This window comes from Pseudoblastomonas marina, from assembly GCF_034374265.1.
GTDB classification, from domain to species: Bacteria; Pseudomonadota; Alphaproteobacteria; order Sphingomonadales; family Sphingomonadaceae; genus Alteriqipengyuania_A; species Alteriqipengyuania_A marina.
In genome coordinates this window covers 1,535,615-1,555,628 of the sequence record NZ_CP139718.1, presented here as the reverse complement: position 1 = coordinate 1,555,628, position 20,014 = coordinate 1,535,615, and the positions used below count along the sequence as shown (strand labels likewise).

Below are 20,014 nucleotides of genomic sequence, written 5' to 3'. Positions count from 1 at the left end.
TTTCAGTCAGCGGAACAAGCAGTTGCCGCGCGTCAGGCGGCTTCCTTGCGCGACATCTTCTTGCGCTCGTGCGGATCGAGATAGCGCTTGCGGAGGCGGACGCTCTGCGGGGTGACCTCGACCAGTTCGTCGTCCTGGATGTAGGCGATCGCCTGTTCGAGCGTCATCTTGCGCGGCGGGGTCAGCTTGATCGCGTCGTCCTTGCCGGTCGAACGGAAGTTGGTGAGCTGCTTGGACTTCAGCGGGTTCACCTCGAGATCCTGCGGCTTGGCGTTCTCGCCGATCACCATGCCCTGATAGAGCTTTTCGCCCGGGCTCACGAACAGCACGCCGCGATCTTCGAGCGCGTTCAATGCGTAGCCCACCGCTTCGCCCTGTTCCATCGAGATCAGCACGCCGTTCTGGCGGCCCTCGATCTTGCCCTTGTAGGGGCCGTATTTCTCGAACAGCCGGTTCATGATCCCGGTGCCGCGCGTGTCGGACAGGAATTCGCCGTGATAGCCGATCAGGCCGCGCGAGGGGGCGCTGAAGGTCAGGCGGGTCTTGCCGCCGCCCGAGGGACGCATGTCGGTCATCTCGGCCTTGCGCTGCGCCATCTTCTCGACGACCGTGCCCGAGTGCTCGTCGTCGACGTCGACCACGACCGTCTCGTAGGGCTCCATCCGCTGGCCGTTCTCTTCCTGGAACAGCACGCGCGGGCGGCTGATCGACAGCTCGAAGCCTTCGCGGCGCATGTTCTCGATCAGCACGCCGAGCTGGAGCTCGCCGCGGCCGGCGACTTCGAAGGCGTCCTTCTCGGCGCTTTCGGTGATGCGGATCGCGACATTGGTCTCGGCCTCGCGCTCCAATCGTTCGCGGATCACGCGGCTCTGCACCTTGTCGCCCTCACGGCCCGCATAGGGGCTGTCGTTGACCGCGAAGGTCATGCTCAGCGTCGGCGGGTCGATTTCCTGCGCGTGGAGCGGCACGGTGACTTCCGGCGAGGCGATCGTGTCGGCCACGGTCGCATCTGTCAGGCCCGCGATCGCGACGATGTCGCCCGCCTTGGCATGGAGCACGGGGACGCGATCGAGGCCTTCATAGGCGAATACCTTGGTGGCGCGGCCCGCTTCGATCACTTCGCCCTTCAGGTTCAATGCGCGGATCGGCATGCCGACCTCGAGCCGACCGCTCTCGATCCGGCCGGTCAGGATGCGGCCGAGGAACGGATCGCGATCGAGCAGCGTCGCGAGCATCGCGAATTCGCCATCGGGATCGAGATCGGGTTCGGGGATGTGCGAGACGATGGTCTCGAACAGCGGCAGCAGGTCGCCGTCGCGCACGCTGTCGTCCATGCCCGCATAGCCGGCGCGGCCCGAGGCATAGAGCACCGGAAAATCGAGCTGGTCGTCGTCGGCGTCGAGATTGACGAACAGGTCGAACACCTCGTCGAGCACTTCCTGCGGGCGACCGTCGGGGCGGTCGATCTTGTTGACCACGACGATCGGGCGCAGGCCGAGGCCGAGCGCCTTGCCGGTGACGAACTTGGTCTGCGGCATCGGGCCTTCGGCGGCGTCGACCAGCAGGATCACGCCGTCGACCATCGACAGGATGCGTTCGACCTCGGCGCCGAAATCGGCATGGCCGGGGGTGTCGACGATGTTGATGCGGATATTCTCGCCGCCCGAGGGCGGGGCCCATTCGATCGAGGTCGGCTTGGCGAGGATGGTGATCCCGCGTTCCTTCTCGAGGTCGTTCGAGTCCATCGCGCGCTCTTCCACGCGCTGGTTGTCGCGGAAGGTGCCGGACTGGCGAAAAAGCTGGTCGACCAGCGTGGTCTTGCCGTGGTCGACGTGCGCGATGATCGCCACGTTGCGGAGCGAAGTGGTCATGAAAATATCCGTGTTGCGAGTTGTGGGCGGCGGCATCTCATTGTGCGCCGCACAATCGGGCGCGCCACTAGCCTAAGGGCGCGTCGCCTGCAAGATGGGGACTTGTGGCGCAGATGCAACAGTATAGACGCGCTTGGGGACGGAGCGGGGCAAATCCGCGTTAACGCGATTGTCCAATCCTAATCGATCGATTAACCGTTGTGACATGGGAAATGCGCAGGCCCGAAAACCGGCCGCGCGATTTGGGAGAATATCGTCGTATGAATACCCGTTTCAACGGCCGTGGTGCCGGCCTTCGTTTTGCCCTGCTTGCCGGTGCGGCAAGCGTGGCGCTGCCTTCCGCCGCCTTCGCGCAGGATGTCGACCAGGCATCCGACGAGGACGATCTCGAAATGGCGCAGCCCGCCGACGGTGACGAGTTCGGCGCGCAACAGGATGTCGCGACCGGCAATCGCATCGTCATTACCGCGTCCAAGCGCGAGCAGACGCTTCAGGACACGCCCATCTCGGTCAGCGTGACGACCGCCGAAACGCTCGAGCGCGCCGAAATCCGTGACCTGATCGACCTCCAGACGGTTACTCCGTCGCTGCGGGTCAGCCAGCTCCAGAGTTCGGCCAATACCACCTTCATCATCCGCGGCTTCGGCAACGGCGCGAACAATTTCGGCATCGAGCCTTCGGTCGGCGTCTTCATCGACGGCGTCTATCGCTCGCGCTCGGCGGGCCAGATCTCCGACCTCGCCAACGTCAGCCGCATCGAAGTGCTGCGTGGACCGCAGTCGACGCTGTTCGGCAAGAACGCCAGCGCCGGCGTGATCTCGGTCGTGACCCAGGCGCCGCAGTTCGAGTTCGGCGGCTCGGTTTCGGCGACCTACGGCAATTACGACCAGTTCATCGTCAAGGGCGATGTGACCGGCCCGATCACCGACACGGTCGCCTTCGCGATCGACGGTTCGTACAACACCCGCGACGGCTACGTCGAAGCGGTCGGGCTCGGCGAGAACATCAACGATCGCGATCGCTACAGCGTCCGCGGCCAGCTGCTGTGGGAGCCCGACGCGGTCTCCAGCGCACGCCTGATCGCCGATTACGGCAAGATCGACGAACTGTGCTGCTATGTCGGCACCGTCCAGGCCGGTCCGACCACGCCGCTGCTCTTCGCGCTCGGCGGGGCGACCAATACCGGTCCCGACAGCATCTACGACGACCGCACCTTCCTCAACCGGCTGCCCGAGAACGAAGTCGAGAATTACGGCGTCTCGCTGCAGCTCGACACCGAGTTCGGACCGTTCTCGGTGACCTCGATCACCGCCTATCGCGAACTGCGTTCGCGCAACGAGCAGGACGTCGATTTCACCAGCGTCGACGTGGTCAACGAGCTGCGCGACCAGTCGGTCGACACCTTCACTTCCGAGCTTCGCCTGACCGGCGAATTCGGGCCGCTTTCGGTCCTGCTCGGCGGCTTCCTGTTCGACGAGAAAATCCGCCAGGTCTCGGGCCTGACGACGGGCACGCAGTCGCGCCCGTTCTTCGACCTGCTCGCGGGCGGGGGCGTCCCCGGGACGCTTTCGGGCGTCGAGTTCGCACTCGGCCTGCCGCAGAACTCGATCTTCGCGCCCGGTCCGCTGACCGATGAATTCTTCGCGCTCGACAACGAAGCCTACTCGATCTTCGGCACGTTCGATTACGAGGTGTTCGATGGCGTGACGCTGACCGCCGGTTTCAACTACACCGACGACAAGAAGAACTTCACGCTGTCGCAGGCGAGCTACGATCCGCTGGCGCAGATCAACGTGGTCGACGCCTTCATCATCGGTGCCACGGGTGGCGCGATCAATTCGCCCACGGCCTTCCGGTCGCTGCCCGCCGCCAACCGGGCGGCGCTGATCGCCGCGGCCACCAATCCGGCGATCAACCCGCTGCTCGGCCTGACCGCGCTGCAGTTCCAGCCGCCCTTCCTCAACCTGCCCAACTCGGTCGAGCCGGGCCAGACGGCGGACGACGATTTCAGCTACACGCTGCGACTGTCGGCCGACCTCTATGAGGGGCTCAACGGCTACATCACCTACGCGACCGGCTTCAAAGCCTCGTCGGTGAACCTGTCGCGCGACAGCCGCCCGTCGGCCGCCGACTTCACCCCGGGCCCGGGCCGCAGCCTCATCGCCGCACCCGACTCACCGATCTTCAATGCCGGTCTCGCCGTGCCGAACCTCACCACCGGTTCGCGCTTCGCCGGCCCCGAGAACGCCGAAGTCTACGAAATCGGCCTCAAGGGCGTGTATCCGGGCATCTCGTTCAACCTCGCGCTGTTCGACCAGACGATCGAAGGGTTCCAGTCCTTCGCCTTCACCGGCACCGGCTTCGCGCTGGCCAATGCGGGCGTCCAGTCGACCAAGGGCATCGAGTTCGACATGACCCTCACGCCGACCGACAACCTCGTGCTGACGATGGCGACCACCGTGCTCGATGCGAACTACGACGAGTTCACCGGATCGGCAGTGGGCGACCTGTCGGGCAGCACCCCGGCCGGCATTCCCGAGCTGACGTTCGCGGCCTCGGCGATGTACACGATCGATCTCGGCAGCTCGGGCAATCGCCTGATCCCGCGCGTCGACTACTATCACGAAAGCGACACGCAGATCCTCGACGGCCTGCCCGATTTCGCCGATCCGACCGCGGCCGACCCGTTCGCCTCGGCGCGCGCGGCGGCGACCCAGTTCACCCGCGAGGTCAACCAGGTCAACGCCTCGCTGACCTTCGCGATGGATAACGGGTTCGAACTGTCGGCCTGGGCGCGCAACCTGACCAATGATCGTTACCTGACGACGATCTTCCCGGGCGTGGCGCAGTCGCGGACCGTCTCGGGCTATCCCAACGCCCCGCGCACCTATGGTGCCACCGCGCGGTTCCGCTTCTGAACCGACCGCACTCGATGATACGGAAAGGGGGCCCTGTGCCCCCTTTCTCGTATTGGCGCGGCGTGCGTTCTCAAGTCGTTGTTAACCGCCACTCGGCATAGGGATACGATGTCAGACAGGGTCGACAACGCCGGGATCACAGCGTGGTGGGCTCCGCTTGCCTTCGCGCTCGGCTACGGCCTGCTCGCGGTGCTGGCGCTCGTCACCACACGCACCGCCGATGGAATCGCCGTGATCTGGCCGTCGAGCGGCGTGTTGCTGGCGGGGCTGATGCTGCTCAAGGGCAACGCGCGGATCGCGCTCCTCCTGCTCGTCGGTATCGCCAGCATGGTGGTGAACCTGGTCTTCAACCAGTCGTGGCTGTTGGCGACGGGGTTTACCGCCGGCAACCTCGCCGGGGGCATGATCGCCTCCCGGATCAGCCTCGACGGCAACCGCGCCTGGGGCCGGTTCGACGACCCGGTCTGGGTCGCCCGGTTCTTCTTCGGCGCGGTGATCGCTTCGGGTTCGGGCGCGATGATCGCCGCGACCCTGCCCGCGATCGAATCCCCGCTCGAATTTGCCGGCTCGTGGTTCAGCACCGTCCTGCTCGGCCAGCTGATCGTGGCCCCCACCCTCGTGATCCTCTATCAGGGACGGCACCGCCGCCTCCTGTCCCGCGACATGTGGCTCAAGGCGATCGTGATCCTGCTCGCCGGCGCGGCCTCGATCGCGGTCGCATTCTTTCAGACCCGCTTTGCGCTGCTGTTCCTGCCGCTCACGGTGACGGTGTTCGCGACCTACCTGCTCGGGGTGACCGGGGCGCTCGGGATGCTGATGCTGGTCACCATCGGCGGTTCGACAGCGGCGGCGCTCGACCGCTTGCCGACCGGCTTCACTGACGACCCGATCATCAGCATCTACATGCTGCAACTCTACCTTTTGACGGTGTTCGCTTCGGCATTGCCGCTATCGACGCTGCTCGAGAAATCGCGGCGCCAGGCGCAGGAACTGGCCCGGCGCAACACGCTGCTCGAGACCGCGGAGGCCTTCGCCAATGTCGGGCACTGGCGCTACGACGTGGAGAGCGGTGAAATCGAATGGTCCGACGAGATGTACCGGATCTTCGGGCTCGACCCGGACCACGACGAGCCGCAGGACCTGAACAGCGGTGCAATCGATGCCGAGCACGTGGAAATCGTGCGCGCGGCGTTCCGCGAGGCGATCATCAGCGGCAAGCCGTTCGACTACAAGATCCGGATCCGGCGCCCGAGCGGCGAGCTGCGGTTCGTCCATTCGTCGGGCTATGTCGAGCGGTCGGAAATGGATCGTTCGGACGCCCTGTTCGGCGTCTTCAAGGACATCACCAACCATGTCGAGGCGATGGGCAAGCTCGAGCAGGCATGGGTGCAGGCGGAACAGGACGTGCGCAAGGCGCTGCTGCTGTCCGAGACCGACCAGCTCACCGGCGTGGCCAACCGGCGCAAGCTGCTGACCATGCTCGCGCGCGAGATGGAGGCCGCGGACGAGACCGGTCGCGATCTCGCGATCATCATGCTCGACGTCGATCACTTCAAGGCGATCAACGATACGCACGGGCACGGCGTGGGCGATCTCGTGCTGCAGAAGATCGCCGGGGCAGGGCGCTCGTGCCTGCGCGACCAGGACCTGTTTGGACGGTTGGGGGGCGAGGAGTTCCTCGTCATCCTGCCTGGTGCGGATGCGGAACTCGCCGCCAAGGTCGCCGAGCGGTTGCGCCATGCGGTCCACGAGCTGTCGGGCGATCCCGAACTCGGCCTCGACAGGTTGACCGTCAGCCTCGGTGTGGCGATGCACCAGGCGGGGGCCGACGAAAGCTTCTTCCTGCAAGCCGCCGACGCCGCGCTCTACCAGTCGAAGGCCGACGGGCGGAACCGGCTCACCGTGGCCCGGGCCGACGCGGCCTAGAGCGTCCGGAGCGCGCGCGCGGGCTTGGCCCTGAGTAACGGCAGCGAGCCGCCCAGCGCCACCACCAGCACCGTCGCGACCCCGCCGCCGAGCACCGCGAGCACCGTCGGCCAGTCGGGCAGCCAGTCGAACTCGAACAGTTTGACCACCACCAGCCATGCAAGCCCGCTCCCGATCGCGAGCGCGACCCCCGACAGCACCAGCGCGAGCAGGCCGTATTCGAGCAATTGCAGCACCAGCAGCTGGCGCCGGCTCGCGCCGAGCACGCGCAGGATCACGTTGTCGTAGAGCCGGCTCGCGCGCGCCGCGGCGATCGCGCCCGTCAGAACCGCGAGCCCGGCCAGCACCGCGACCGAGGCGGCGGCGAGGATCGCGGCGCCGACCTGGCTCAGTAGGTCGCGCGCCTGGCACAGCAATCCGCCGACCTCGATCGGCGAGCTCGAGGGAAATTCTCGCACCAGCGCCTGCAGCAGTTCGGGCGGCGGCCCGCCGGGGGTCTCGATCGTCGCGGCGAGGTTGTGCGGCGCATCCTCCAGCGCATTGGGCGAGAACACGAGCACGTAATTGAAGCCGAGCGCCTCCCAGTCGATCCGCCGGAAGCTGGCGATCCGCGCGGTGCGTTTGACCCCGAGCACGCCGATCGTGATGGTGTCGCCGATGTCGAGGTCGAGCACCTCGCCGAGTTCTGCGTCGACCGAGACCAGCGGTTCGCCCGCCCAATTCGGCCCCCACCACTCGCCCTCGACCAGCGAATTGCCCTCCGGCACCTCATCGGCGTAGGTCAGCCCGCGTTCGCCGCGCAGCGGCCACGCGCCCTCGGGCAGTTCCTCGAGCTCGTCGACCACCACCTGCGCGTCTTCGGGACCGTAGGCGAGGATCCGCCCGCGCAGTGCGGGCACGGTGCGCACGTCGGAGCCGGGCGCGGTCTCCTCGATCAGCGCGCGGAAGGCGGGTTCGTCGTCGCGCGGCACGTCGAGCACGAAATAGTCGGGCGCGCGTGCGGGCACGCTCAGCGCGATATTGCCCGCGATGCTTGTCTGGATCGCGGCGAGCAGGACGAAGGCCGAGAGGCCGAAGCCGAGCGCGGTGACCAGCGCGCCGGTCTGCGCGCCGGGGCGGTGGAGATTGGCGAGTGCGATCCGCAGCAGCGGCGCACCGGGCCGCGGCGCGCGCGCGGCGAGCCGGCGGATCGCCCAGCCGAGCAACGCCAGCGCGGCGAGCATTGCGGCGGCCCCGCCAAGGAAGAACATGCTCAGCATGCGCTGCTGCGAAGTCAGGAGCACGAGCACGACGATCGCGGCGAGGCCGAGCGTCACCGGCAGCCAGGCGGCGCGATCGCGCGCGAGCGGGGCGGCGCGGGCGCGCATCAGCGCCATGGCGGGGAAGCTGCGTGCCTTGGCCAGCGGGGGCGCGGCGAACACCAGCGCGACCAGCAGGCCGAAAGCTGGCGCGACCAGCAGCGCGCGCGGATCGAGCGTCACCCCGGCGGCGACCGGCAGCAGGTCCTCGAGCGCGGCCCCGAGCATCGGTGTCAGCGCAAGCCCGGCGACCAGCCCGGCGAGGCTCCCGACCAGCGCCGCTGCGACGATCTGCAAGAGGTAGATGCGCGCGATGTCGCGGCTGGTCGCACCGAGCACCTTCAACGTCGCGATCGATTGGCGGCGGGCCTCGAGATAGGAGGCGACCCCGCCGCCGATCCCGATCCCGGCGATCACCAGCGCGGCAAGGCCGACGAGGACGAGGAATTGGCCCATCCGCGAGACGAAGCGTTCGGCCCCGGGCGAGGCGCGCTCGGAAGTGTCGAAATCGAAGCCCGCTGTGGGGAAGCGGGTTTCGAGATCCTCGACCGTCGCGTCGAGATCACGCGGGCCGTCGAAGGCGATGCGGGTCTTCGACTGGTAGAACGATCCCGGCGCGGCGAGCCCCGCGGCCTCGGGAAAGCCGGTGCGCACCAGCACGGGCGGGCCGAGCGAGAAGCCCTCGCTCAATCGGTCGGGCTCGTTCGCGATAATCCCGCCGACGCGCGCCTCGCGCCCGCCGATCGAGAAGGTGTCGCCCGGGGCAAGGTCGAGCCGGTCGGCCGCGCCACGGCTGACCCAGGCCTCGTCCATCGCGGGTGCGCCGACGTCGCGACCGTCCTCGAGCGTGAGGACGCCGACCAGCGGATAGGCCTCGTCGACCGATTTCAACTCGATCGGGGAGACGAGATCGCCATTGCGCGCGCTGGCCTGCATGCGGAGCCCGATCGAAACCTCGCCCAGCGCTTCGAACGCGGCGAGTTCCTCTTCAGTGGGCCCGCGCTGCCAAACCTCGGCCTGCAGATCGCCACCGAGGATTTCGCGCCCGCGCGTTTCGAGCTCGCCCTCGATCGCGCCGGTCAGCGAATAGATCGCCGACAGCGCCCCGACGCCGAGGAACAGGCAGACGAGCAGGAGCCGCAACCCGCGAAAGCGCGCATTGAGATCGCGCTTGGCGATGCGCCAGGCGGTGGACCAGCCCATTATCTCGTCATCCCCGCGCAGGCGGGGATCCAGAGCGGATCGACACCCGTCCTGCCGCTCTCCATGGATTCCCGCCTGCGCGGGAATGACGAATAGAGGCTATTGTGCACTATCGCTCTCGATCCTGCCGTCGGCGAGCGTCACGATCCTGTCGCATCGTTCGGCCAGCGCGGGGTCATGCGTGATGATCACCAGCGTGGCGCCGGTCTCGCGGCGGCGGTCGAACAGCACCTCGATGATCTGCTCGCCGGTCGCGGCGTCGAGATTGCCGGTCGGCTCGTCGGCGAAGATCAGCGTCGGTCGCGGGGCGATCGCGCGGGCGATCGCGACGCGCTGCTGCTCGCCGCCCGACAGCTGGGTCGGGTAATGGTCGAGCCGGTGGCCGAGCCCGACCGCCTCGAGTTCGCTCGCGGCGCGGGCGCGCGCGCCGTCCATCCCCGCCAGTTCCATCGGCGTGGCGACATTCTCGCGCGCGGTCATGGTCGGCAGCAGGTGGAAGGCCTGGAGCACGATCCCGATCTTGCCGCGCCGCGCGGTCGCCAGCGCATCCTCGTCGAGCGTGGCGAATTGTTCGCCGGCGACCTCGATGCTTCCGCCCGAGGCGCGTTCGAGCCCCGAGAGCACCGCCATCAGCGAGCTCTTGCCCGAGCCGGAAGGGCCGAGCAGGGCGAGTGTCTCGCCTTCGCGCACCGCAAGGTCGATCCCCTTGAGGATCTCGACCGGCCGGGCGGCATCGCCGAGGGTGAGGCGGATATCGCGCGCGTCGATCGCCAGATCGGTCCGCGCGGATGGGGCGTTCGTCGAGGAAAGACTTGTCACCCGGACGCGATGGCATAGCTAGGAGCGAACCCGCAAGGAGGTTTCACAATGAAACGCATCATCGCATCGACGAGCGCCTTGGCGCTGCTGGCCGCCTGCGGTTCGACCGAGGACGAAGCGCCCGCGCCCGCCGAGGCTGCGCAGGCGACCCCGGTCGGGCCCGAAGCCGCCGCCGACCCGCAGGGCGAAGCGGTCCATATCCTCGCCTTCGGCGACAGCCTGTTCGCGGGCTACGGGGTCGAGGCCGGGCAGAGCTACCCGGCGCAGCTCGAGGCGGCGCTGCGCGCGCGCGGGATCAACGCCAATATCGCCAATGCCGGCGTTTCGGGCGACACCACGCAGGCGGGTCGCGATCGGCTCGCCTTCACGATCGACGGGCAGCCGCACAAGCCCGACCTCGTGATCATCGAGCTGGGGGGCAACGACTTGCTGCGCTCGATACCGCCCGAACAGACCCGGTCGAACCTGCGCCGCATGCTCGAGATCGCGCGCGAGAAGGACGTGCCCGCGATCCTGTTCGGGATGCGCGCGCCGCCCAATCTGGGCGAGGAATTCGTCAGCCAGTACGACGCGATCTATCGCGAACTCGCCGACCAGTTCGACGTGCCGCTGGTGCCGTTCTTCCTCGAATCGATCTACCGCGACCCGGGCAATTTCCAGTCCGACCGCATCCACCCGACCGCTACGGCGATCGGGACGCTGGTCGAGGATACGGCTGACGAGGTTGTGGCCGCCATTCCCGAGCAAGCGACCGCGACCGCCGAATAACCCGGTTCATCTGCGCCTTTCGACCGAGCCTGCGCTGACATCCCACCGCGCGGCTTCGGCTTGGATCTCGGCGAAGGGGGCGGCTTCGGTCCCAGTCAGCCAGACCTGCGCCTGGCCATCCCGCAACCGATCGAACAGCGCCGCGCGCCGCTCGGGATCGAGATGCGCGGCGACCTCGTCGAGCAACAGGACCAGCGGGCGATCCTTCGGCATCAGCCCGGCATGCGCGAGCACCAGCGCGATCAGCATCGCCTTCTGTTCGCCGGTCGAGCAATCGCCGGCAGGGCGGTCCTTGCCTGCCATGTGGACGAGGAGGTCGGCGCGGTGCGGGCCGATCAGCGTGCGCCCGGCGGCGCGATCGCGCGGGCGATGCGCGGCCAGCGCCTCGCGCAGCGCGTCGGCATCGTCCGACCCGCCCTGGTCGAGCGCGATATCGGGCCGCGCGAACGGCTCCTCGGGCAGTTGTGCGAGCGCGCGCGAGAGGCGACCGACCAGCGCCGCACGCGAGAAATTCATTGCCGCGCCGTGCTCGGCGAGCTGCGCCTCGATCCCCGCCATCCACACCGGGTCGGGCAAGGCATCGTCGGCGAGCAACCGGTTGCGCTCGCGCAGCGCAGTCTCGTAGCGCGTGGCATGGTGCGCGTGACCGGGCTCGAGCGCGAGCACCAGCCGGTCGAGGAAGCGGCGCCTGCCGCCCGGGCTTTCGGTGAAGAGCCGATCCATCGCCGGGGTCAGCCACAGCACGCCGAGCCATTCGCCGAGCCGCGCGAGCGGGGCGTCGGCGCCGTTGATGCGCGCGGTGCGCCTGCCGGGGCGCGCGGGATCGATCCGCGTGCCGAGCCGCACGATGTCGTCGCCGACCCGCAGGTCCGCGCCAACCGCGAGTCCGCCCGTACCGCCATCGCGCGCCATCTCGCCCAGCGCCGCGCGGCGCATGCCGCGCCCGGGAGAGAGCAGCGAGATCGCTTCGAGCGCATTGGTCTTGCCCGCGCCGTTTTCGCCGAGCAGCAGGTTGAATCGCCGCGCATCGGCGAATTCGCTGTGCGCATGGTTGCGGAAATCGGACAGGGTGAGCGAGGCGAGGGCCATGGAGGAATTCCTAGGGGAGGGGGCAGGCAAAGGTCACGCGAAATTCACGAAACCAAGAATTGGGAAAATATCCCACAACGTGGCATTCACTTCCTGTAAAGAATCGTGCACCCGGTCAGAAAACCGCAGAAAACTGCGAGTTTTTGAGTTTGGCACACCTCCTGCAGAGTATTCGGCGTGGCCAGACAATGGGGTCTCGGCCCACCAAAAGGACCCTTGAAATGAATACGCTTTCTTCGCTTCGCAACCAGGTCGCCGCCGCCTTCTCGGCGCTCGCGCTTTCCCTGGTCCTGATCACCGGCACCGTCGCCGTCCCCACCGACAGCGCCATCGCCGCCGACACCATCGTCATCGGCCAGCTCGCATGAGCCAGCTCGATCGACGCCAAAATCCCGGGGCACCGACCAAGTTCCGCCTCGGCCGCGCCGACGCCAAGCTGATGGGCGTGTGCTCCGGGATCGCCAATTACTTCGGCTGGGACGTCACGCTGGTGCGCGTGGCCTGGGTCCTCGCCGCCCTGTTCGGGATCGGTGCTCCGTTCCTGATCTATCTCGCGATCGGCCTGATCGCAGACTAGGTCGCCCCTCGAGGGCGACCTCGTCACGTCTGCCGAAGATCGAATTGCGCAGGATCGGCTCATTCATAGCTGACCACCTCCCACTCGATCCCGTCCCAATCGAAAAAGTAGAAGCGCTCGCCCGGCTCGTAATCGCCGTGCCCGAAGGGTTCGAGACCCGCTTCCTTCACCACTCCTTCCGCCGCCGCCAGATCGTCGACTTGGAGCGCGACGTGGTTGAGCGGCGCGCCCTTGGCGAAGTCCCCCTTCACCTGGTCGCCGGTGTAGAGCGCGACATATTGCCGCTCGGTGCCGACATGGATCGTGCGCCCGCCCAGCATCGACGGCCCGCGCCAGCGCTCCTTCCATCCGCACAGTCTTTCGAGCAGCGCGGCGCTGCGGTCGGGATCGGTTACCGAGATATTCACGTGTTCGAGCAAGCCCTTGGGCATCGTTCGTCTCCTCCAGTCGAGGTTGGTCCAATGCCCCTCCGGAGAGGGACTTGCTCTATATGCAAGCTGAAGTTAGGTTCAGGTCAATGGCGGTTCTGCCGATGGGGGAAAGCGGAAATGGCGATGACACGAAACGACCTGCTACCGATCGGGGCGCTGGCGAGGCGCACCGGGCTGGCGGTGTCGGCGATCCGGTTCTACGAGAAGAAGGGCCTGATCGAGAGCCTGCGCAGCCCAGGCAACCAGCGCCGCTTCCTGCGCTCGGACATCCGCCGGTTGAGCTTCATCCTGATCGCGCAGAAGCTCGGGCTCAATCTCGATGAGATCGAGCGCGAACTCGCCAAGCTACCGCAGGGCCGCACCCCGACGCTCCGCGACTGGCAGAAGATCAGCCAGTCGATGCGGGCGATGCTCGATGCCAAGATCGAGCTGCTCCACCGCACCCGCAACAAGCTCGACCAGTGCATAGGCTGCGGCTGCCTGAGCCTCGAAAAATGCGCGCTCTACAACAAGGACGACCGCGCCTCCGCGATGGGGGCAGGCCCGCGCTTCGTGCTGGATTAGCCGCCCACCGCGCCATCGATCGTCCCTCCGCCCGCCCAGTTGACCCGCCGGACGGGGCGGATAAGACAGCGGGCCATGACCCGATTATTCGCTCGAATCGCCGGCTTTTTCCTGCTCGTGACTGCCGCGACAGGAGCCTCCGCGCAGGAACAAGCCGCGTGTCGCGACTGTCTCACCGCGCAGGAAGCGCGGGCCGACCTCGCCTCGCTCTACGCCATCCTGCAACAGGAGCATGTCGACCTGTTCGCGCGGCGCAGCGAGGCCGAATACGACGCCAAGATCGCGGAACTTCGCGCGCGGATCTCGGGACCGATTGCAAAGCCGGAGTTCAACCTGCTGGTCCAAGAGGCACTCGCCTTCGGCAATATTGGCCATTCGAAGACCGATGCGCCCGTCGGCGATACGATTGCGTATGTCCAGGCCGGCGGAACGATAGTCCCGCTGTCCATCGTGTATCGCGGTGATTCCATACTGACCGAGGAGTGGGCGGACACGACTGACGATATGCCGCCGGGATCGCGTATCACGCGGATCGGCGGAATGACCATGCAACAGTTCGAAGATCGAGCCCGCGAATTGATCGCCGCCGATACGCCACGCCTGCTGCGCGCGCAGGTGGAGATGGCGCTTCCGGTCTACCTTCACCAGATGTTCGGCCCGGTCGATGCTCTCGCCGTCGAATATGTCGTTTCGGACGGCACGACCCGAAGCCGCGAGATCGCGGCCATGACCTATGGTGAAATGCTCGCTCTCCAGGAATCGCGCCCTGTTGTGAAACCCGAGCGCCGCGCCTCGACGCGAATTGCGCGGGAGATGCCCGATGATATCTACTATCTCCAGCCGGGACCGTTCTTCGCCACCGAAGAAGAACGCGGCGATGGCGAAGGTGATTATGCGATCGGGGCCTTCAGCTCCTTCGTCGACGAGGCCTTCGCCAGTATGGCACGCTCGGGCGCGCGCGACCTGCTGATCGACTTGCGCGGGAATCCGGGCGGCGATGCGAGCTTTTCCGATCTCATCGTCGCAAGGCTGGTCGACGAGCCTTTTCGTCACTCATCGCGCTACGAGATTCGGGCGGGAGCCAATACAAAACGCATCTGGCAGGATCGCGAGATCGATTCCGATACGCTTGGCGGCAAGGTCGGTTCGGCGATCGCAACCGCAAAAGTGGGCGAACGGGTGGCGATCGAACTTCCGTCGATTGAGCCGATCGACCAAAACGCCTTCGAAGGGCGGGTCTGGCTGCTGGTCGACAAGCACAGCTATTCGAACGCGGCGGTGGTCGCGGCGCTGATGCAGGATCTCGATATCGCGACGATCATGGGCGAAGAGACCGCCGACCTGCCGACCACCTACGGCGCCGTCGAACGGTTCAGCCTGCCGAATTCGGGCGCTTCGATCGTCTATCCAAAGGCCTATATGGTGCGGCCATCGGGCTCGGAAGAGGTGCGCGGTGTCGTGCCGGAATATCCGATCGCTCCCAATCCGATCGGCGAGAAACGCGACCTCATGCTCGAAACGGCGCTGACGCAAATCCGCGCTGCGCGTCGCTGATCGGACCTACTCCGCCGCGAGCAGCTCTTCCGCCCCACCGAGATCGACGCTGACGAGGCGCGAGACGCCCTTTTCGACCATCGTCACGCCGAACAGGCGGTGCATCCGGCTCATCGTTACCGCATTGTGGGTGACGATCAGGTAACGGGTCGCGGTTTCGCGGACCATCGCGTCGAGCAGGTCGCAGAAGCGATCGATATTGGCGTCGTCCAATGGCGCGTCGACCTCGTCGAGCACGCAGATCGGCGCGGGATTGGTGAGGAACAGCGCGAAGATCAGCGCGATCGCGGTCAACGCCTGTTCGCCGCCCGACAGCAGCGTCAGCGACTGGAGACGCTTGCCCGGCGGTTGGGCGTAGATCTCGAGGCCGGCTTCCAATGGATCGTCGCTGTCGATCAGCGCGAGATGCGCCTCGCCGCCCTCGAACAGGCGCGCGAACAGCCGCTGGAAATGTGCGTCGACCGCGTGGAAGGCGGCGCGCAGCCGCTCGCGGCCCTCGCGATTGAGGTTGCCGATCGAGCCGCGCAACCGGTTGACCGCTTCGCCCAGCTCTTCCTGCTCGGCGATGCTCGCGCCATGCTTTTCCTCGGCCTCCTCAAGCTCGGTCTTGGCGACGAGGTTGACCGGACCGAGCCGGTCGCGGCTGGCGACCAGCCGGTCCATCTCGGTGCTTTCCTCGCCCGCCGACTTGACTGCGTCTTCGTCGAATTCGAACTTTCCGGGCAGCATCGGCGGCGGGACCTGGAAGCGCTCGCCCGCGACCCCTGCCATTTCCTTACGCCGTGCATCCTCGCTCTCCGCCCTGGTCGAGGCGGCAGCGCGGCCCTCTCGCGCGGTCGAGAGTGCTTCCTGCACCTCGCGCAGCTCTTCGTCGGCGGCGCGCGCGGTCTCGCCCGCCTCGGCGACGGCCTGTTCGGCCGCCTCGAGCTCGACGGTCAGCCGCGCGCGGACGACGTCGCCCTGTTCGATTTCCTTGATCAGCCCCTCGGGCTTGGCGGCGACCACCGCGCGCTCTTCCTCGATCTCCTCGAACCGACGCGACATGTCCGAGAGGCGCCGCGTGGCATCGTCGCTGCGCGCCTGCCAGCCGGCGATATCGGCCTTCTGGCGCTCGGCCCGCTCGCGCGCGACCGCAAGCGACTGTTCGTGGCTGGAGAGCGCGGTGAGCGCCGATTGCTGGGTGGCGCGCGCCGCGTCCTGCTTCGCCTGCGCGGCGGAAAGCGTGGCACGCCCGCTTGCGGGGTCGGGCAGCTCGGCCTTCTTGCCGCGCGCATGGTCGAGATCGAGTTCGGCCTGCTTGCGTTGCTCGGCGAGTTCGCCCTCGGCGCGCGAAAGCTCTTCCGCGCGGCTGGCGAGCCGGGCCTTGAGCGCCTCGGCGCGATCGACCTCGCGCAGCGCCGCGCGTTCGTCCTCGACCGCGTCGTTGACCGCGCGTTCGGCGGCGACGAGATCGGTCTGCAATGTGCGCAGGTCCTCCTGCGCCTCGTCGTGGTGCTTATCGGCTGCCTCGACCGCGTTGCGCAGCGCGGGCAGCTGCGCGTCGAGTTCGGCGAAGCGGTTCTCGGCCTCGAGCCGCGCGGCTTCCGCCCCGCCTTCGCCGCGGGCGACGAACCCGTCCCAGCGCCGCAGCGCGCCGTCGCGGGTGACCAGCCATTCGCCCGGTTCGAGGGCGCGGCCATCATCCGTATCGACGACATGCACGAGCGCGAGGCGGGCAGCGAGTTCGGGCGGGCAGTCGGTGACATGGGCGGCGAGACTGTCGACCACCGGTGCGGGCTTGCTCGCCCCGGTCCAGTAGCGCCCGTCGCCGTCCGCATTGCCGAGCATCGCCTTGGCGTCGCGCCCCAGCGCGGCGGCGAGCGCGCGTTCGTAGCCCTTTTCGGCGCGGACCTTGTCGAGCGCCTTGGGGAGCGCGCCCTGCGCCTGCCGCTCGCGCGCTTCGCGGTCGCGCTTGAGGGCCTGCCATTCGCGCTCGATCCCGGCGAGTTCGGCGCGCGCCGAGGAGAGCGCGGACGAGGCCTCGTCGCGCGCGGCCTGCAATTGCTCCTTCGCCGCGCGCTTCTGCTCGAGCGCGTCGCGCGCACCGGTCAGCGCCGTTTCGGCGGCGGCGCGCGCCTGCGCGGCGTCCTGCAGCAGCACCTCGGGATCGCCTTCCTCCGACAGCGCGGTGCGCGCCTCGGCGAGCCGCCGCGCTTCGCCGTCTAGCCGGTCGAGCCGGTTCTGCGCCTGTTCGAGCGCGGCTTCGGCAACACGCCATTCGGCCTCGACCCCGGCCTGGTCGGCGGTCGCCTTGGCGAGCGCGAGTTCGGCGCTGCGCGCGGCGCTCTCGGCCTTTTCGAGTTCGGTGCGCAGCGCGGGCAGGCGCTCCTCGTCGGCGGCGAGCGCGGCTGCGCCGTCCTTCAATTCCTTCTCGAGCCGCGACAGCGCTTCGGCGGCGTCTTTGGTCAGCCGGTCGGCATCGCCGCGATCCTCTTCGAGGCGGCGCTTCTGGCGATCGAGGTCGGCGAGCCGTTCTTTGGCCGCCTGCAACTGGTCGGACAAAGCCGCCATCCGGTGGCCGTGCGCGCTGGCATCGTCGCGGCGGTCGGCCTGTTCCTCGCGCGCCTCGGCGAGGCGCTCGGCGGCGAGGCCTTGCGCCTTCTCGGCTTCCCTGGCGCGCGCCTGCGCTTCGCTCACCTTCGTCTCGGCGGCCTCGGCTTCCTTGCGCGCGGCATCGGCGGCGGCGGCGGCATCGCGCCAGCGGGCATAGACCAGCCGCGCCTCGGCGACGCGGATCTGGTCGGTGACCTTGGTGTAGCGTTCGGCCGCCTTGGCCTGCCGCCGGAGCGAGGCGATCTGGCTGTCGAGACCGGCCATGATGTCTTCGAGCCGCGAAAGGTTCGTCTCGGTCGCGCGCAGCTTCTGCTCGGCATCCTTGCGGCGAACGTGCAGGCCCGAGATGCCCGCCGCCTCTTCGAGCATCTGGCGGCGCTCGGTCGGCTTGGCGGCGATCACCTGCGCGATCTTGCCTTGGCTGACCAGCGCGGGGCTGTGCGCACCGGTGGCCGCATCGGCGAAGGTCAGCGCGACGTCTTTCGCGCGGACGTCCTTGCCGTTGATGCGATAGGCGCTGCCCGCGCCGCGCTCGACCCTGCGGACGAATTCGAGGTCGTCGCCATCGTCGTCGGCGATCGAGAGCTGGACTTCGGCGAAATCGCGCGGGGACCGTGCTTCGGTGCCGGCGAAGATCACGTCTTCCATCCCGCCGGAGCGCAGCGACTTGGGCGAGTTTTCGCCCATCACCCAGCGGATCGCCTCGAGCAGGTTGGACTTGCCGCAGCCATTGGGGCCGACGACTCCCGTCAGCCCCGGCTCGATCCGCAGTTCGGCAGGCTCGACGAAGCTCTTGAAGCCGCTCAGTCTAAGCCGCTTGAACTCCATCCGCGCGCTGCCCGGACGCGCTTACCGCGCGCCCATGGCCTCCAGGCGTTGCTTGACCGCGTCCCAGCTGGTGACGCCTGCCGGGTTGCCGTTGATGTAGATCGTCGGCGTGCCGGTGATCTCGTAATTCGAGTTCCAGCTCTGCATCTGCTCGGCCATCTGGGTGGCCTTCGCTTCGTCGGCGATGCACGACAGCGCCTCGTCGCGGCTGATGCCGCGCTGGGCGAAGAAATCGAGCAAGCCGCTGATCTCGGCAAACGCGGCGTTCTGCTGGTCTTCGGGGAGGCTCGAAATCTGCTGCATGCGCGGATCGGACAGGGCCTGGCCGAACTCGTCGAAGCGCGCATAGTGCTGGTCGGCCAGCGGGATCACGCGCTCGGGCGCGCCGCATTCCATGATCTGCGCCGCGATCAGGTCCTGAGGGCCGCGCAGGTAGTTGCGATATTCGAACGAGACCCGGCCGCTTTCGATGAATTCGGATTTGAGTTCTTCCGAGCTCTGCTGCGAGAACTGGGCGCAGGCGCCGCAGGTCAGCGAAGCGAATTCAAGCAGCTTGATCGGGGCATCGGGGTTGCCCATCAAATAGCCGCCCTCCTCGGTGCGGGTCACGACCTGGGTCCACGTCTGGCCTTCGGGCGCGGGGACTTCGGCGATCGGTTCGCCGGTCAGCTCGGTGCCCGAGGTGGCATCGTCGCCGCCGCCACAGGCGGCAAGCGCGAGTGCGAGCGGGGTGAGGGCGAGAAGGCGGAAGTTGCGGGTCATGGATGTGGCCTCACGGAAAGATTGGATGACAGTCTAGGCGAAGGGTCGCGCGGCGGGAAAGTCGCCCGTGCGCTTCGTCCACCGGCTTTGCACAGCTTTACCCCGGACGGAAGGGGGCTTGGGTACTCGGATCAGCGCTTGATCGCGTTCTCGAGCACGAACAGCACCTCGCGCGCAGTGATCGCGGCGAGCCGTACGCCGTTCAATTCGAAGGTAGGTGTGCCGTTGATGCCCCGCTTCGATGCGGCGGCGGTCTGGTCGGTGATCGGCTGGTAGACGGCCGGATCGCCGAAGCAATTGTCGAGCTGGCTGCGCGACAGGCCGTGGCGACCCAGCATGTCGTAGAGCCCGATATCCGAAGCCACCGCGCGCATCTTGTCGCGCGGGGTGCCGGCTTTCCAGCGCGCCTGCTGCGAAGCCGTGGCCGAGGACGCCTTCGCCAGCCATTTGTCCTGGCTCCGCAGCATCGCCGAATGGGCGGTGAAGAACTTGGCGGTCGGCAGGCAGTGAACACCTGTCGCCACCGTCATGTCGACGACGTTGAGCACGCGGTGCCGGACCTCGAATTTCATCCGGCCGGTGGCGACGTATTGCGCCTTCATCAGCTCGGCGCCCTCGCGCTCGAAGGCGGCGCAGTGCCCGCAGGTATAGCTGACGAACTCGACCAGCGTGTCCTTCGCCTCCGGATTGCCGATCAGGTGCGATCCGGTCGCGGTCCGGGTGACGTTGGTGACGAAATTCTTCGACTGCGGCGGGACCGCGCCGATGGCGAGAACCGCGGCGAACGCGGCGGTGATCTGTTTGAGCATCATCT

General features: G+C 67.5%; 15 protein-coding genes. 7 read left to right on the top strand and 8 right to left on the bottom strand.

The features are described 5' to 3' along the window. Nucleotides 1–32: 32 nt before the first annotated feature. A complete protein-coding gene (gene typA, locus T8S45_RS07730) occupies nt 33–1,871 on the bottom strand; it encodes a translational GTPase TypA (protein ID WP_188642335.1) in 1,839 nt (612 codons plus the stop codon). A 260-nt stretch (nt 1,872–2,131) separates the two neighbouring features. Here typA and T8S45_RS07725 point away from each other — a divergent pair, with 260 nt between their 5' ends. Beyond that, nucleotides 2,132–4,789, top strand: a complete 2,658-nt coding sequence (locus tag T8S45_RS07725; RefSeq protein WP_322293322.1) for a TonB-dependent receptor — start codon at nt 2,132–2,134, stop codon at nt 4,787–4,789. A 108-nt stretch (nt 4,790–4,897) separates the two neighbouring features. Further along, nucleotides 4,898–6,715 carry a sensor domain-containing diguanylate cyclase gene (locus T8S45_RS07720; protein WP_322293321.1) on the top strand — a complete coding sequence of 606 codons (1,818 nt, stop codon included), beginning with the start codon at nt 4,898–4,900 and terminating at the stop codon, nt 6,713–6,715. Here the strand turns inward: T8S45_RS07720 and T8S45_RS07715 are convergent. Both T8S45_RS07715 and T8S45_RS07710 read right to left on the bottom strand, forming a co-directional pair. Next, nucleotides 6,712–9,216 carry an ABC transporter permease gene (locus tag T8S45_RS07715; protein ID WP_322293320.1) on the bottom strand — a complete coding sequence of 835 codons (2,505 nt, stop codon included), beginning with the start codon at nt 9,214–9,216 and terminating at the stop codon, nt 6,712–6,714. The two genes, T8S45_RS07720 and T8S45_RS07715, sit on opposite strands and share 4 nt — an antisense overlap. Before the next feature lie 99 nt (nt 9,217–9,315). Then, nucleotides 9,316–10,035, bottom strand: coding sequence for an ABC transporter ATP-binding protein (locus tag T8S45_RS07710; protein ID WP_322293319.1), 720 nt, complete (start codon nt 10,033–10,035; stop codon nt 9,316–9,318). 48 nt (nt 10,036–10,083) lie between these two features. On the opposite strand from T8S45_RS07710, the gene T8S45_RS07705 reads away from it, so the two are divergent. Then, nucleotides 10,084–10,803 carry an arylesterase gene (locus T8S45_RS07705; protein WP_322293318.1) on the top strand — a complete coding sequence of 240 codons (720 nt, stop codon included), beginning with the start codon at nt 10,084–10,086 and terminating at the stop codon, nt 10,801–10,803. A 6-nt stretch (nt 10,804–10,809) separates the two neighbouring features. On the opposite strand, the gene recF is transcribed toward T8S45_RS07705, so the two are convergent. Continuing rightward, nucleotides 10,810–11,892 (bottom strand): DNA replication/repair protein RecF, encoded by a 1,083-nt coding sequence (recF, locus tag T8S45_RS07700; protein WP_322293317.1) that lies wholly within the window; start codon nt 11,890–11,892, stop codon nt 10,810–10,812. A gap of 221 nt (nt 11,893–12,113) precedes the next feature. On the opposite strand from recF, the gene T8S45_RS07695 reads away from it, so the two are divergent. Further along, nucleotides 12,114–12,260: a hypothetical protein gene (locus T8S45_RS07695; protein WP_188642329.1), complete on the top strand. Its 147-nt coding sequence runs from the start codon at nt 12,114–12,116 to the stop codon at nt 12,258–12,260. After that, a complete protein-coding gene (locus tag T8S45_RS07690) occupies nt 12,257–12,469 on the top strand; it encodes a PspC domain-containing protein (RefSeq protein ID WP_188642328.1) in 213 nt (70 codons plus the stop codon). Before T8S45_RS07695 ends, T8S45_RS07690 begins: the two co-directional genes overlap by 4 nt. A gap of 59 nt (nt 12,470–12,528) precedes the next feature. On the opposite strand, the gene T8S45_RS07685 is transcribed toward T8S45_RS07690, so the two are convergent. Further along, a complete protein-coding gene (locus T8S45_RS07685; protein ID WP_322293316.1) occupies nt 12,529–12,900 on the bottom strand; it encodes a VOC family protein in 372 nt (123 codons plus the stop codon). Nucleotides 12,901–13,023: 123 nt separating this feature from the next. Here T8S45_RS07685 and soxR point away from each other — a divergent pair, with 123 nt between their 5' ends. Next, a complete protein-coding gene (gene soxR, locus T8S45_RS07680) occupies nt 13,024–13,464 on the top strand; it encodes a redox-sensitive transcriptional activator SoxR (RefSeq protein WP_322295202.1) in 441 nt (146 codons plus the stop codon). Nucleotides 13,465–13,539: 75 nt separating this feature from the next. Then, complete coding sequence (locus T8S45_RS07675; protein ID WP_322293315.1) at nt 13,540–15,018, top strand: S41 family peptidase; 1,479 nt, start codon at nt 13,540–13,542, stop codon at nt 15,016–15,018. Between the two features lie 6 nt (nt 15,019–15,024). Here the strand turns inward: T8S45_RS07675 and T8S45_RS07670 are convergent, their stop codons facing one another. The 3 genes from T8S45_RS07670 to T8S45_RS07660 all read right to left on the bottom strand — a co-directional run bounded on the left by T8S45_RS07670 (nt 15,025) and on the right by T8S45_RS07660 (nt 20,012). Then, nucleotides 15,025–18,438, bottom strand: coding sequence for an AAA family ATPase (locus tag T8S45_RS07670; protein ID WP_322293314.1), 3,414 nt, complete (start codon nt 18,436–18,438; stop codon nt 15,025–15,027). A gap of 21 nt (nt 18,439–18,459) precedes the next feature. After that, on the bottom strand, nt 18,460–19,200 hold the full coding sequence (locus T8S45_RS07665) for a thioredoxin domain-containing protein (RefSeq protein WP_322293313.1): 741 nt from the start codon (nt 19,198–19,200) through the stop codon (nt 18,460–18,462). 131 nt (nt 19,201–19,331) lie between these two features. Beyond that, nucleotides 19,332–20,012: a DsbA family protein gene (locus tag T8S45_RS07660; RefSeq protein WP_322293312.1), complete on the bottom strand. Its 681-nt coding sequence runs from the start codon at nt 20,010–20,012 to the stop codon at nt 19,332–19,334. Nucleotides 20,013–20,014: the final 2 nt, after the last annotated feature.